The organism is Variovorax sp. Soil_C_26, assembly GCF_057657075.1.
On record NZ_JBDGJC010000003.1, the window covers coordinates 116,389 to 130,326 of the forward strand.

Annotated in this window: 13 protein-coding genes and 1 tRNA gene; 8 read left to right on the top strand and 6 right to left on the bottom strand. The window is 67.8% G+C overall.

Annotated features, from left to right (window positions below; genetic code table 11):
* The first annotated feature begins 6 nt into the window (after window positions 1-6).
* Window positions 7-612: a Maf family protein gene (locus AC3A6G_RS09990; RefSeq protein WP_487859235.1), complete on the top strand. Its 606-nt coding sequence runs from the start codon at window positions 7-9 to the stop codon at window positions 610-612.
* 7 nt (window positions 613-619) lie between these two features.
* Entirely contained in the window at window positions 620-2,146 is a 1,527-nt protein-coding gene (rng, locus tag AC3A6G_RS09995; RefSeq protein WP_487859234.1) for a ribonuclease G, read from the top strand.
* A 45-nt stretch (window positions 2,147-2,191) separates the two neighbouring features.
* Here the strand turns inward: rng and msbA are convergent, their stop codons facing one another.
* Window positions 2,192-3,985 (bottom strand): lipid A export permease/ATP-binding protein MsbA, encoded by a 1,794-nt coding sequence (gene msbA, locus AC3A6G_RS10000; protein WP_487859233.1) that lies wholly within the window; start codon window positions 3,983-3,985, stop codon window positions 2,192-2,194.
* A gap of 161 nt (window positions 3,986-4,146) precedes the next feature.
* Between msbA and tolB the strand changes: the two genes are divergently transcribed.
* The 5 genes from tolB to AC3A6G_RS10025 all read left to right on the top strand — a co-directional run bounded on the left by tolB (window position 4,147) and on the right by AC3A6G_RS10025 (window position 7,800).
* A complete protein-coding gene (gene tolB, locus AC3A6G_RS10005; protein WP_487859232.1) occupies window positions 4,147-5,463 on the top strand; it encodes a Tol-Pal system beta propeller repeat protein TolB in 1,317 nt (438 codons plus the stop codon).
* Window positions 5,464-5,488: 25 nt separating this feature from the next.
* Complete coding sequence (gene pal / locus AC3A6G_RS10010) at window positions 5,489-6,013, top strand: peptidoglycan-associated lipoprotein Pal (protein WP_487859231.1); 525 nt, start codon at window positions 5,489-5,491, stop codon at window positions 6,011-6,013.
* A complete protein-coding gene (gene ybgF / locus AC3A6G_RS10015; RefSeq protein WP_487859230.1) occupies window positions 6,013-6,762 on the top strand; it encodes a tol-pal system protein YbgF in 750 nt (249 codons plus the stop codon). Before pal ends, ybgF begins: the two co-directional genes overlap by 1 nt.
* A gap of 20 nt (window positions 6,763-6,782) precedes the next feature.
* Window positions 6,783-7,640: a tRNA threonylcarbamoyladenosine dehydratase gene (locus AC3A6G_RS10020; RefSeq protein WP_487873609.1), complete on the top strand. Its 858-nt coding sequence runs from the start codon at window positions 6,783-6,785 to the stop codon at window positions 7,638-7,640.
* Window positions 7,641-7,724: 84 nt separating this feature from the next.
* A tRNA-Lys gene (locus AC3A6G_RS10025) sits at window positions 7,725-7,800 on the top strand.
* A gap of 108 nt (window positions 7,801-7,908) precedes the next feature.
* Here the strand turns inward: AC3A6G_RS10025 and AC3A6G_RS10030 are convergent.
* Window positions 7,909-8,628, bottom strand: a complete 720-nt coding sequence (locus tag AC3A6G_RS10030; RefSeq protein ID WP_487859228.1) for a helix-turn-helix domain-containing protein — start codon at window positions 8,626-8,628, stop codon at window positions 7,909-7,911.
* A gap of 67 nt (window positions 8,629-8,695) precedes the next feature.
* Here AC3A6G_RS10030 and AC3A6G_RS10035 point away from each other — a divergent pair, with 67 nt between their 5' ends.
* Complete coding sequence (locus tag AC3A6G_RS10035; RefSeq protein ID WP_487859227.1) at window positions 8,696-8,965, top strand: hypothetical protein; 270 nt, start codon at window positions 8,696-8,698, stop codon at window positions 8,963-8,965.
* On the opposite strand, the gene AC3A6G_RS10040 is transcribed toward AC3A6G_RS10035, so the two are convergent.
* The 4 genes from AC3A6G_RS10040 to dapE all read right to left on the bottom strand — a co-directional run bounded on the left by AC3A6G_RS10040 (window position 8,898) and on the right by dapE (window position 13,913).
* Entirely contained in the window at window positions 8,898-9,401 is a 504-nt protein-coding gene (locus AC3A6G_RS10040) for a hypothetical protein (RefSeq protein ID WP_487859226.1), read from the bottom strand. The genes AC3A6G_RS10035 and AC3A6G_RS10040 overlap by 68 nt on opposite strands.
* A gap of 38 nt (window positions 9,402-9,439) precedes the next feature.
* Complete coding sequence (locus AC3A6G_RS10045; RefSeq protein ID WP_487859225.1) at window positions 9,440-11,464, bottom strand: ABC-F family ATP-binding cassette domain-containing protein; 2,025 nt, start codon at window positions 11,462-11,464, stop codon at window positions 9,440-9,442.
* Between the two features lie 153 nt (window positions 11,465-11,617).
* Window positions 11,618-12,493: a 50S ribosomal protein L3 N(5)-glutamine methyltransferase gene (gene prmB, locus AC3A6G_RS10050; RefSeq protein ID WP_487859354.1), complete on the bottom strand. Its 876-nt coding sequence runs from the start codon at window positions 12,491-12,493 to the stop codon at window positions 11,618-11,620.
* 241 nt (window positions 12,494-12,734) lie between these two features.
* Window positions 12,735-13,913 (bottom strand): succinyl-diaminopimelate desuccinylase, encoded by a 1,179-nt coding sequence (gene dapE, locus AC3A6G_RS10055; protein ID WP_487859224.1) that lies wholly within the window; start codon window positions 13,911-13,913, stop codon window positions 12,735-12,737.
* Window positions 13,914-13,938: the final 25 nt, after the last annotated feature.

The window sequence follows — 13,938 nt, forward strand, 5'->3', positions numbered from 1 at the left end:
CCGACGTTGTCTGCTGAATTCATCTATCTCGCATCGCAAAGCCCGCGCCGGGCGCAACTGCTCGGACAGTTCGGCGTGCGCCACGAACTGCTGTTGCCCGGACCCGACGAAGACGCGGAATCGCTCGAGGCGGTGCTGCCCGGCGAATCGCCGACGGCCTATGTGCAGCGCGTGACCGCGTTGAAGCTCGATGCCGCCGTCGCGCGACAGAAGCGACTTGCACTCGCCGACGCGCCCGTGCTCTGCGCCGACACCACGGTGGCACTCGGGCGCCGCATCCTCGGCAAGCCCGAGGGCGTGCGCGATGCCGAGCGCATGCTCGCGCTGCTGTCCGGCACCACCCACCGCGTGCTCACCGCGGTGGCGCTGCAGCAAGGCCGCCGGCGCCATGCGGCGCTCAGCGTGTCGCGCGTGCGCTTCGCTCCCATGACGAAGGCGCAGATCGCACGCTATGCCGCGAGCGGCGAGCCGCTCGGCAAGGCCGGTGCGTATGCGATCCAGGGGGCGGCGACCGCCTTCGTCGAGCACATCAGCGGGTCCTATTCGGGCATCATGGGACTCCCCATGTTCGAGACGGCGCAGCTGTTGCGGCGCGCCGGCTTCATCGTTTAAAGGTCTCATGCAAGACATCCTGATCAACTGGTCCCCGCAGGAGACCCGCGTGGCGCTGGTCGAGCACGGCGCGGTGCAGGAGCTGCACGTCGAGCGCACGCTCGAGCGCGGCCTCGTCGGCAACGTCTACCTGGGCAAGGTCTCGCGCGTGCTGCCGGGCATGCAGTCGGCCTTCATCGACGTGGGCCTCGAGCGCACGGCCTTCCTGCACGTCGCCGACATCGTGGCGCCGTTCACGCCCGGCTCGCGCCCGAGCGCGCCCGCGCCCGAGCGCGACCACCGCAACGGCGCTCCGATGGTGCCGATCGAGAAGCAGGTGTTCGAAGGCCAGTCGCTATTGGTGCAGGTCATCAAGGACCCGATCGGCACCAAGGGTGCGCGGCTGTCGACGCAGATCAGCATCGCCGGGCGGCTCTTGGTCTTCCTGCCGCAGGACAACCACATCGGCGTGTCGCAGAAGATCCCCGCCGACCAGCGCGAGTCGCTGCGCACGCGCATGCTCGCGCTGATCGAGGCCGCCGCGGCGGCCGACAGCGGCGGCGTGGTGCCGGCCAACACCGGCGGCTTCATCCTGCGCACCAATGGCGAGGACGCGTCGGACGCCGAGCTGGCCGAAGACATCGCGTACCTGCGAAAGACCTGGTCGCGCATCCGCGAAGCCTCGAGCAAGACGCCGCCGATGTCGCTGCTGCACCAGGACCTGAGCCTGCTGCAGCGCGTGCTGCGCGACATGACCAGCGAGGACACGCAGACCATCCGCATCGATTCGCGCGAGCAGTTCGAAGTGCTGCTCAAGTTCGGCCTCGAATACATGCCGCAGGCTGCCGGCAAGCTGCAGCACTACAAGGGCGAGCGGCCGATCTTCGACCTGTATTCGGTGGACGAGGAAATCGCCAAGGCGCTGGGCCGCCGCGTCGATCTCAAGTCGGGCGGCTACCTCGTGGTGGACCAGACCGAGGCGCTCACCACGGTCGACGTGAACACCGGCGGCTTCGTCGGCGCGCGCAATTTCGACGACACGATCTTCAAGACCAACCTCGAGGCCGCGCAGGCCATTGCGCGCCAGCTGCGGCTGCGCAACCTGGGCGGCATCGTCATCGTCGACTTCATCGACATGGCGCGCGACGACCATCGCGAGCAGGTGCTGGCCGAGTTCCGCAAGCAACTCGCGCGTGATCGCGTCAAGACCACGGCCGGCGGTTTCTCGCAGCTCGGCCTGGTCGAGATGACGCGCAAGCGCACCCGCGAATCGCTGGCGCACATGCTCTGCGAGCCGTGCGCGGCCTGCGGCGGCCAGGGCATCGTGAAGACCGCGCGCAGCGTCGCCTACGACGCGATGCGCGAGATCCTGCGCGAGGCGCGGCAGTTCACGCCGCGCGAGTTCCGCATCGTGGCCGCGCCGCAGGTGATCGAACTGTTCCTCGACGAAGAGAGCCAGCACCTGGCCGGGCTCAGCGACTTCATCGGCAAGCCGATCTCGCTGCAGTCGGAGCAGGCGATCGGGCAGGGGCAGTACGACATCGTGCTGCTTTGAGGCGTTGAGCGAAAGGCGGCGCGTGCCGCCGCGCCACCAGAGCGGTCAGAGCGTCGGGGCCTGGCCCGCCGGCGTCGTGCGCATCGCCGTGGTCTGCAGGCGGGCGTAGAGCCCGTCGAGCGCCATGAGCTGCGCATGGCTGCCTTGTTCGACCACGCGGCCATGTTCCATCACGACGATGCGGTCCGCATGCTGGACCGTCGAGAGGCGGTGCGCGACGATCAGCGTGGTGCGGTTCTGCATCAGGCGCTGCAGAGCGTCCTGCACCAGCCGCTCCGATTCGGTGTCGAGCGCCGAGGTGGCCTCGTCGAGCAGCAGGATCGGGGCGTTCTTGTAGAGAGCGCGCGCGATCGCCAGGCGTTGGCGCTGGCCGCCAGAGAGCTGGGTCGCGTTGTGGCCGAGCACGGTGTCGATGCCCTGCGGCAACCCCTCGACATGGCTCGCCAGGTTGGCGGCGTCCACGCACGCCTGAACGCGCGCGCGGTCGATCTCCGCATCGGCGCCGAGCGCCACGTTGGCCGCCAATGTGTCGTTGAGCATCACTACGTCCTGGCTCACCATGGCGAACTGCGAGCGCAGGCTTCCGAGCGACCAGTCGGCGATGTCGTGGCCGTCGAGCAGCACCTGCCCGCCGCTCGGCAGCACGAAGCGCGGCAGCAGGTTCATCAGCGTGGTCTTGCCCGAGCCAGACGGCCCGACGAAGGCCACGCTCTGGCCCGGCTCGATTGCCAGGATCACACCGTCGAGCGCCGGGCGCTCGTCGTCGCCGCGGTAGTTCACGCGTGCGTCCTTGAACTCGATGCGGCCCTGGGCGCGGTCCACGGCGAAACGGCCCTGCGGCTCGGTTGGCACCTCGTCGACCAGTGCGAGGCCGCGCTCAAGCGCCGCCAGGCCCCGCGTGATCGGACCGGCTACTTCGGCCAGCCTCCGGATCGGTGCGATCAGCATCAGCATGGCCGTGATGTAGGCGACGAAGCCGCCGACCGTGAAGCCCTGCTCGCCGCTCTGCCAGAGCGCGATCATCACCACCACCGACAGCGCAAGCGCGGCCATCATCTGCGTGAGCGGCGTGGTCGCGGCCTGGGCAATGGTCGACTTGACCGCGAGCCGGTTGAGCCGCTGGCTCAGCTGTTCGAAGCGCCGGGCCTGCGCCGCCTCGGCGCCATGCAGGCGCACCATGCGGTGCGCGAGCACGTTCTCCTCGACCACATAGGCCAGCTCGTCGGTGGCCTGCTGGCCCTGCTGCGTGAGCTTGTAGAGCCGCTTCGAGAACACCTTCATGATCCAGGAGATGCTCGGCACGAGGAAGGCCACGATGAGCGTGAGCTTCCAGTTGAGATAGACAAGGTAGCCCAGCAGCGCCACCAGCGTGAAGCCGTCGCGCGACAGCCCGAGCAGCGCCTGCACCAGCAGCAGCGCGCCGGTCTGCACCTCGTAGACCACCGTGTTCGACAGCGTGCTGGCCGACTGGCGCGCGAACAGCGCGAGCTCGGCGCCGAGCAGCCGCTCGAACAGCACGCGACGCAGGCGCTGCATGCCTTCGTTCGCGATGCGCGAGAGCGCGTACTGCGAGATGAATTGCGCGACGCCGCGCACCGCGAACAGCAGCAGCACCGCCGCGGGTATGAACCACAGCGGCATCTGGCCCTTGGTGAAGCCGCGGTCGAGCAGCGGCTTGAGCAGCGCGGCCATCAAGGGCTCGGTGAGCGCCGCGAGCATCGCACCGATCAGGCCCAGCGCCCACCATTGGCGCGAGCCGCCGAACCAGGTCATGAGACGCGCCAGCCGTCGGATCAGGGGAGGGCGTGCGGGGGTCTCGCTGCCGGGGGATGCTTGCATGGCCGGGAATTCTACGGGGCGCCTGTCGGCGCCCAGGATGGCCGCCGTGTAGGACCGCTTCGCCCGATACACGTTTTGTGACGGCAACGTCGAGCCAGTGTGTAACATGTGGGTCGTTGCACCGGGGAGAACTTTCTTACCCCGAAACATCTCCGAACCGCATGAACAAGCCGTTGTCAGTTTCCATTCCAACTCCTTCTTCATCGCTTTTTGCGCGCCGCTCGCTGATCGCGGCATTGGCTGCGACGCCCGTGCTGCCCGCGCTCGCCCAGTTCCGGGTCGAGGTCTCGGGCGTCGGGCTCACGCAGCTCCCGATTGCGCTGGTTCCCTTCAAGGGCCAGGACGCCTCGCCGCAGAAGATTTCCGAAATCGTCCAGGCCGACCTCGAACGCAGCGGCCAGTTCCGTGGCGTCGATGCTTCGGGCCAGGCGCTCGACGAGGCCTCGCGCCCGGATCTGTCGCTGTGGCGCCAGCGCACCGCGGATTCGCTCGTCGTCGGCAGCGTGGCGCGGCTTGGCGACGGCCGCTACGACGTTCGCTTCCGTCTCTGGGACGTGGTGCGCGGACAGGACCTCGGTGGCCAGAGCTACACCGTGCCGCAGGGCGACCTGCGGCTCGCGTCGCACCGCATCGCCGACTACGTCTACGAGAAGCTCACGGGCGACAAGGGCATCTTCTCCACCCGCATCGCATACGTCACCAAGGGCGGCAGCCGCTACTCACTCTGGGTGGCCGATGCCGACGGCGAGAACGCGCAGGCCGCGCTCGCGAGCCCCGAGCCGATCATCTCGCCGGTCTGGTCGTCCAACGGACAGCAGCTCGCGTACGTTTCGTTCGAATCCCGCAAGCCCGTGGTGTACGTCCACAACGTGGCCAATGGCCAGCGCCGTCTGCTCGCGAACTTCCGCGGCTCCAACAGCGCGCCGGCCTGGGCGCCCAACGGAAGCTCGCTGGCCGTCACGCTCAGCCGCGACGGTGGCTCGCAGCTCTATACGATTCCCGCGGGCGGCGGCGAGCCGCGCCGGCTCACGCAGAGCGCCAGCATCGACACCGAGCCGGTCTACTCAGCCGACGGCAGCACGATCTACTTCGTCAGCGACCGCGGCGGTGCGCCGCAGATATACCGGATGGGCGCCAGCGGCGGTGCCCCCACCCGGGTCACCTTCAGCGGAACCTACAACATTTCTCCTTCTGTCAGCGGCGATGGCCGGTGGTTGGCCTACATCTCACGCGTAGGCGGTGCCTTCAAACTCCACGTGATGGAATTGGCGACCGGCAATGTCACGGCCATCACCGACACGTCCGCAGACGAAAGCCCGAGTTTTGCGCCCAACAGCAAGCTCATCGTCTACGCAACGAACCTGCAAGGTCGCGAAGCGCTCATGACGACGACGCTGGACGGAAAGATCAAGGCACGGTTGGCGGGACGGGCGGGAGACATAAGAGAACCGGACTGGGGTCCGTTTCAAAAGCAATGACCAAGAGTTTTTTTGAGGAGTTCCAATGTTGAAACGTACGATTTATTCGCTGGCGATCGTGGCCCTGATTGCCGGTTGCTCGTCGGGCACCAAGCTCAACGACACGCCCGTCACTGACAGCTCCGGCATGGCCGGCGGCGCCGGCCAGCAGGGCAGCGCGAGCGCAGTGGCACCCGTCACCATCGACCCCAATGCCAGCACCGCGCAAGGTCCGATGGGCGTCGAACGGATCGTGTATTTCGATTACGACAGCTACACCGTCAAGCCCGAATTCCAGTCGGTGGTCGACGGCCATGCCCGCTTCCTGCGCGCCAACAACCAGCGCCGCATCTCGATCGAAGGCCACACCGACGATCGCGGCGGCCGCGAGTACAACCTCGCGCTCGGCCAGAAGCGTTCTGAAGCCGTTCGCCGCGCGCTCACGCTGCTGGGCGTGAACGATGCGCAGATCGAAGCTGTGAGCTTTGGCAAGGAAAAGCCGGCGGTGCAGGGTTCGGGTGAAGACGCCTGGGCGCAGAACCGTCGCGCTGAAATCCGCTACACCCGGTGATGCAGCCATCCTTGTGGCGTGGTGCGGCCCTGGCGGCCGCCTTGCTCTGCGCATCGGCAGGGTCGCAGGCTGCCTTGTTCGAGGATGACGAGGCGCGCCGCGCCATCCTCGACCTGCGCCAGCGTGTCGAGGCCATGCGCCAGCAGACCGACCAGCGCCTTGCCGACGAGAACGGTCAGCTGCGGCGCAGCTTGCTCGACCTGCAGACCCAGATCGAGCAGATGCGCGGCGACCTCGCACGCATGACTGGCCAGAACGAGCAGCTCCAGCGCACCGTCAGCGAACTCCAGTCGCGCCAGACCACCATCGACGACCGGCTCAAGCAGACCGAACCGACCAAGGTCTCGGTCGACGGCCGCGAGTTCAATGCCGATCCGAGCGAGAAGGCGGATTTCGACGCCGCACTCGGCATCTTCCGCGCCGGCCAGTTCGCGCAGGCGCAGACCGCCTTCGCCGAATTCGTCAAACGCTATCCGCAAAGCGGCTACAACGCCTCGGCGCTGTTCTGGCTCGGCAACGCGCAGTACGCCACTCGCAACTACAACGAGGCCATCGCGAACTTCCGTTCCATGCTCTCGCTCGCGCCCGACCACGCCAAAGCCCCTGAGGCCGTGCTGTCGATCGCCAACTGCCAGATCGAACTCAAGGACACGCGCGCCGCCCGGCGCACGCTGGAAGACCTGACCAAGGCCTATCCGCAGTCCGAAGCCGCACAGGCCGGCCGCGAGCGTCTCTCGCGCCTGCGCTGATCCACGGCGGAGCCCTCCGCTTGAGCGCAGCAGCAGCAAGCCTTCCCGAAGAAACCTCGCGCGCCGCCGCGGCTGTCGTCACCCACGACACCGCAGCGGCGCCTGATTTCGCGCGACGCTTCGGCGGGCTCGAGCGGCTTTACGGCGTGGCGGGCGCCGCGCGCATCCGCGGTGCGCACGTGCTCGTCGCGGGCATCGGCGGCGTTGGCTCGTGGGCCGTCGAGGCGCTGGCGCGCAGTGGCGTAGGGCGCCTGACGCTGATCGATCTCGACCATGTGTCGGAGTCGAACATCAACCGCCAGATCCATGCGCTTGAGTCCACCGTCGGCCAGGCCAAGGTCGAGGCCATGAGCGAGCGCATTGCGCAGATCAACCCCGAATGCCAGGTGCTTGCGCTCGACGAATTCGTCGAGCCGGACAACTGGCAGGCGCTGCTCGAGGCATCGCAAGCGGCCAACGGGCCCGTCACCGCTGTCGTCGACGCTTGCGACCAGGTGAAGGCCAAGCTTGCGATGGCCGCATGGGCGCGCGCCGCGCGCACGGCCACGTTCGTCACTGTCGGCGCGGCGGGCGGCAAGCGGCAGGCGCACAAGGTCGACGTCGACGATCTCTCGCTCGTCACACACGACCCGCTGCTGGCACAGCTGCGGCAGCGCCTTCGCAAGCAGCACGGCGCCCCGCGCGAGGGCCGCAAGATCGGCGTGACCTGTGTCTTCAGCCGCGAGAGCGTCGCGCCGCCCGATGCCTCTTGCGCCATCGAGGGCGACGGCTCGCTCAACTGCCGCGGCTACGGTTCGGTGGTCAGCGTGACCGCGACCTTCGGCCAATGCGCGGCAGGTTGGGTGCTCGACAAAATAGCGAGCCACGCCGCGCTATAATCTTTGGCTTTGCCGGATCGGATCCGGCAAGAGCGAAAAAAGAAGAAGTGAAAAAGAAGAAGTGAAGAGTGAGTGAATGGTTTCGGGACGTTAGCTCAGTTGGTAGAGCAGCGGACTTTTAATCCGTTGGTCACAAGTTCGAATCTTGTACGTCCTACCAGACCCACTCCAAGGTCGCCAATTGCAGCATGCAGTTGGCGATTTTTTTGGGCTTGCGTGGTGAGGCAACTTGCTGGCCCTCGATGCGTCGGCAGTTCGACACCGGCCCTCAATCCTCGTCTTCCCACTTCCCCACCACGGTGCCAAGCACCGAGAACGCCACCCGGATCGGCTCGTGCTTGGGGTTCAGCGGTAGGAGCCAGCGGCGGCCGTCTTCGTTCTTGAAGGACTTGAAGGTGATGTCGCCGGTTTCGTCGAGCCTGGCGATGATGCGGTCGCCGTCCTCGGGCGTGGTCAGTCGGGTGTCGACGAAGACGATCGACCCCGCGGGGTAGCTTTTCAGGTGCCCGCTCGGCGCGGTCATGCTGTCGCCTCGCACGCGCAGCGCGTAGGTGTGGCCGGGGCTGTGGTAGGCGATGCAGGGCATCCAGCGCTCGACAGGCACGTTGATGGGTAGGGTGCCGTTCCACGACGCAATGTCAGTCCAAGCGATGAGCGGCACGGTTCCCGGTGTGCCCGGCTCGAAGGCGGGGCCGGCGGGCGGTGTGCGTGCAATTCTGTAGGGGGCTGGCGGCTCGTTAGCGTGGTCGCGCGCGCGGCGTGACTGCTGCACTTCGTCCCACGGCGCAGGGCCGTCGCCTGTGTCGAGCCAGTGGGGGTCGACGCGGTAGGCGCGCGCCAATGCCAGCAGGCCCATCGAGCGGCCGGTGTCACCGCGCTCGATCTTGGAGATATTGGACTGTTTGACGCCTGACGCCGCTTCGGCCTGCTTTTGCGTCATCTTCGCGAACTTGCGTGCGGCCTTCGCGCGAGCGGCAATAGTCTCCATTTGGAGGATTTAATCCCACGCGAATATTCAAGTTGGCCTCTAGAATAGTTTCAGGGGAGTAAAAGCCATGAAACCACGTCAGTTGGTGCGGGCGCGCGGGACCCGCGCGCTCTGGCTGGACCGCACGTTGTGCGCGCTCGTGGCATTGCTGGCCGCTGCTGCGCTGGGCTATGGGCTGCGCAGCGGCCTGGACGGGCTGGCAGGCATGGCGCTGTCGGCGCTGGTGGCGGTCGGATGGGCCGCGAAAGTGCTGTTCGGCACGACGGCGCTCACGCGGGCGCGAGCGGTGCGGGCGGCGATAGTGCGAGCGTCGTGCGTACACGAACGCAATCCTTGATGTGCTGCTCGCCGAGCGCGCGCAGGGCGGCGTAGCCCAAAGCCGCCGAGACCAGTTGCCCGGCAATCGGTACGTACTTGGTGGCCTGCTTGGTCGTTAGCCTGATGCCGGCATGCCGCGCGAGCCGGATCAGCAGGTCGCGCGTGACGAGCCGCCCGACAAGCAGCGCGCCCACGGTGGTGGCTGCCTTCTGAATGCGCTCGCGCTGGTGCGGCGCGAGCTTTTCGACCTGCGTGGCCGAAAGCCCGAATTCGGCGCTGATCTGCGGCACGAGCCGCGAGAGCAGGGCAGCGTCGGCGGCCCAGTCGACGCCGGGGAGCGGAACGGCGCTGGCTGCTGCGGACATCAGCGCCTTGCGCCCGATGAGGCGGCGGCTGCGCTGGATGGCGGCAATCAGCGCCTCGTCACCCTGGGCCAGTTCGATCGCAGAAGGCATGCGGCAAATCTCTCCTTGGCGCGATTCTCACCCAGCCGTCAGGCAGCTGCCAGCGCCTCGAGCTGGTCCGACAGCGCCAGCCAGCGCTCTTCGAGCCGGCCGATCTCGTCGTTGAGGGCCTTGAGCCGCTTGCCGGCTTCGGCGATCTCTGCCGCCGGCAGCGGCTCGGCGAGCCGCGCCTCGAGCGCGCTGCGCTCGGTGCCGGCGGCCGCGAGGCGTTCGTCGACCTGCGCCAGCTCGCGCTTGAGCGGCCGGGCCTGATCGGTGCGCTGCTGGCGCTCCTGCGCGTCCTGCTTTCGCTGCTGCGAACTCGCCGGTGGTGCGGCGGCCGGAACTGCTGCTGCTGCTGCGGGCGGCGGCGCTGCTTCGGCTGCAGCGCTGCTGGCGGCCGCCTCCCGCACCGCCAGCCTGGCTTCTTCGCGCAGGCGCTTGGCCTCGTCGAGCAGGTAGCGCTGGTAGTCGTCGAGGTCGCCGTCGAAATCGCCGATGACGCCGCGCCCCACGAGCCAGAATTCGTCGCAAACCGAGCGCAGCAGCGCGCGATCGTGGCTCACGAGCATGAGCGTGCCCTCGAACTCATTGAGGGCCACGGCGAGCGCCTCGCGCGTGGCGAGGTCGAGGTGGTTGGTGGGCTCGTCGAGCAACAGCAGGTTGGGGCGCTGCCACACCATCATGGCGAGCACGAGGCGTGCCTTCTCGCCGCCGCTCATGGTGCCCACGGGCTGCCTGACCATGTCGCCGCTGAAATTGAAGCTGCCGAGAAAACCGCGCAGCGCCTGCTCGCCGGTCGCTTCCTTGACGCTGCTGCCGAGGTCGCGCGCCAGCCGCACCATGTGTTCGAGCGGGTTGCTCTCGGGGTGCAGCACGTCGAGCTCCTGCTGCGCGAAGTAGCCGATGTTCAGGCCCTTGCCCTCGGTGACCTGGCCCGCGAGCGCGCCCATTTCGCGCGCGATGGTCTTCACCAGCGTCGACTTGCCCTGGCCGTTGGCACCCAGGATGCCGATGCGCTGGCCTGCGAGCACGGAGCGGCTGACGCCGCGCAGGATGGTCTTGGGTTCGGCGCCCTCGATGCGGTAGCCGAAGCTCGCATTGCTGATCGAGAGCATCGGGTTCGGAATGTTGCCCGGCTCCTTGAACTCGAAGGTGAAGTCGGCCTCGGCCAGGAGCGGCGCAACCTTTTCCATGCGCTCGAGCGCTTTGACCCGGCTCTGCGCCTGCTTGGCCTTGCTGGCCTTGGCCTTGAACCGGTCGATGAACTTCTGCAGGTGCGCGATCTTGTCCTGCTGCTTGGAGAAGGCGACCTGCTGCTGCTCCATCTGCAGCGCGCGCATATCCTCGAACTTGCTGTAGTTGCCGCCGTAGCGCGTGAGCTGCGCGTTGGCGATGTGCAGGGTCACGTCGGTCACGGCATCGAGGAACTCGCGGTCGTGGCTGATGACGATCATGGTGCCGGCGTACTTCTGCAGCCAGGCTTCGAGCCAGACCAGGGCATCAAGGTCCAGGTGGTTGGTCGGCTCGTCGAGCAGCAGCAGGTCGCTTGGGCACATCAGCGCGCGTGCGAGCTGCAGGCGCATGCGCCAGCCGCCCGAGAAGCTGTTCACGGGCTGGTCGAGCTCGTGCGTCTTGAAGCCCAGGCCGAGGATCAACGCCTGCGCGCGCGGCACCGCGTCGTGCTCGCCGGCGTCGGCCAGGTGGGTGTAGGCGTGGGCCAGTTCCATGCCGAGGTCGCCATCGTCGGGGTTGGCCTCGTAGGCGGCCTCGGTGGCGGCAAGGGCCTGGCGCAGCTCGACCAACTGGGTGTCGCCGCCGACGACGAAATCGGTGGCCGACTCGTCGGTTTCGGGCATGTTCTGCGCCACCTGGGCCAGGCGCCAGTGCCGGGGCACCGAGAAGTCGCCGCCGTCCTCGTGCAGCGTGCCGTTGAGCAGCGCGAACAGGGTCGACTTGCCGGCGCCGTTGCGGCCGACCAGGCCGACCTTTTCGCCGGGATTGAGGGTGACGGTTGCGCCGTCGAGCAGAACCTTGGCGCTGCGGCGAAGAATGACGTTCTTGAGAGTGATCATGAAATAGGGGGGCCTGAACCGGGGATTATCCCGGGTGGGCGAAATGGGGCCGCCCCATGCGGGTACAGAACGCAGGGGGCGCGGAAGGTTCGCGAAAGCCGCAGAAAAAAGGCCAGGAACGGGCGCTTCTGCGGTTTCTGCGTCGTTTTTGTCTTATTTCTGCGTTCGGCTGTCCGATGCCAGCAGCGCCTCTCGCGTGAGGAGCAGCACCTGGTCTTCGCCGGCAGAGGTTTCGAGCCAGACCACTTCGAGCCGCGGGAAGGCGGCTTCGAAGTGGTCACGCTCGTTGCCGATCTCGAGCACCAGCACGCCGCGCGCGTTCAGCCGCGAAGGCGCCTCTGACAGCAACCGGCGCACGAAGTCCATGCCGTCGGTGCCGCCGGCCAGCGCCAGACCGGGCTCGGCGCGGTATTCGGCAGGCAGGGCGGCCATGCTCGCGCTGTTCACATAGGGCGGGTTGCACAGCACCAGGTCGTAGGGGTCGGGCAGGTTCTCGAGGCCGTCGGATTCGACCAGCCGGACGCGATCGTCGAGCTGGTGGCGGGTGAGGTTGATCGCCGCCACCTCGAGCGCCTCACGCGAGAGGTCGGCGGCGTCCACCGCGATGTCGGGGTAGGTCAGGGCCGCGATCACCGCGAGGCTGCCGTTGCCCGTGCACAGGTCGAGCACGCGCCGGGTGTGTTCGCCCAGCCAGTAGTCGATGCTGCCGTCGACGATCAGTTCGGCAATGAAGCTGCGCGGCACGATGGCGCGCTCGTCGACGTAGAACGGGACGCCCTGCAGCCAGGCTTCCTTCGTGAGGTAGGCGGCGGGCTTGCGCGTGGCGATGCGCTCGTCGAGCAGGGCGGCCACCTTCGCGGCGTCGGCCGGCGAAACGGTGCGTTCGGCCGCCGCGTCGATGTCGTCGAGCGGCAGCTTCAGGCGCCAAAGCACGAGCCAGGCTGCTTCGTCGAAAGCGTTGGCCGTGCCGTGGCCGAAGGCGACGCCGGCCTCTTCGAGCCGCCTGGCGCCGGCCTCGATGAGCGCGATGACCGTGCGAACTGGTGCACCCTTGGCGCTGCGCGCCTTCCCGCCAGGCGGGAGCGAGCTTGCTTGGCGGCGGTCCGGCGCGGCGCTCACTGGTGCACCCTTGGCGCTGCGCGCCTTCCCGCCAGGCGGGAGCGAGCTTGCTTGGCGGCGGTCCGGCGCGGCGCTCACTGGTGCACCCTTGGCGCTGCGCGCCTTCCCGCCAGGCGGGAGCGAGCTTGCTTGGGGCGGCCCGGCGCGGCGCTCATGGTGCCTGCGACTCGTCGAGCCGCTCCAGGGTGCGCTTGTAGATGTTCTTGAGCGTCTCGATCGCGGCGACCTCGATGTGCTCGTCGATCTTGTGGATGCTCGCGTTCACGGGGCCGAGCTCGACCACCTGCTTGCAGATCTTGGCGATGAAGCGTGCGTCGCTCGTGCCGCCGCTGGTCGACAGCTCGGTGGCGATGCCGGTCTCGTCGGCGATCGCGGCCTGCACGGCGCTGACGAGTTCGCCCGGCGGCGTGAGAAAGGGCAAGCCGCCGACGGTCCAGGCCAGCGTGCAGTCGACGCCGTGCGCATCGAGCACCGCGCGCACCCGCTGCTGAAGCGATTCGGGCGTCGATTCGGTCGAGAAGCGAAAGTTGAAGTCGATCACGGCACTGCCCGGGATGACGTTGCTTGCACCAGTTCCCGCGTGGAAGTTGCTGATCTGCCAGCTCGTGGGCTGAAACCATTGGTTGCCGGCGTCCCAGCCGCCGGCCGCATTGATGGCCACCAGTTCGGCCAGTGCGGGCGCCACGGCATGCACCGGGTTCTTCGCAAGGTGCGGATAGGCGATGTGGCCCTGCACGCCTTTCACCGTGAGCCTGCCGCTCATGGTGCCGCGGCGGCCGTTCTTGATCATGTCGCCGCAGCGCTCGACGGCCGTGGGCTCGCCGACGATGCAGTAGTCGATGGTCTCGCCGCGCGCGGTCAGCGCATTGCAGACGACCACGGTGCCGTCGACCGCCGGGCCTTCCTCGTCGCTCGTGAGCAGCAGCGCGAGCGCGAGCTTCGGCTCGGGCGTGACCTGCAGGAATTCCTCGATGGCCACGACGAATGCGGCGACCGAGGTCTTCATGTCGCAGGCGCCGCGGCCGTAGAGCTGGCCGCCGCGGTGCGTGGGCGTGAACGGATGGCTGGTCCATTGCTCGAGCGGACCGGTCGGCACCACGTCGGTGTGGCCGGCAAAGACGAGCGTCCGGGTGGCAGCCGACGCATGGCCGGGGCGGCGCACCGCCCACAGGTTGGTCACGCGGAAGTCGGCCGGCCCGCTCTCGATGGTCTCGAGCGTGAAGCCCAGCGCGGCCAGCCGCTCGCCGACGATCCGTTGGCAGCCCGCATCGTCGGGCGTGACGGAAGGGCGCGAGATGAGTTGTTCGGCAAGCTGTAGGGTGCGGGACATCGGGGCGGTTCTTCTTCTCTATCGG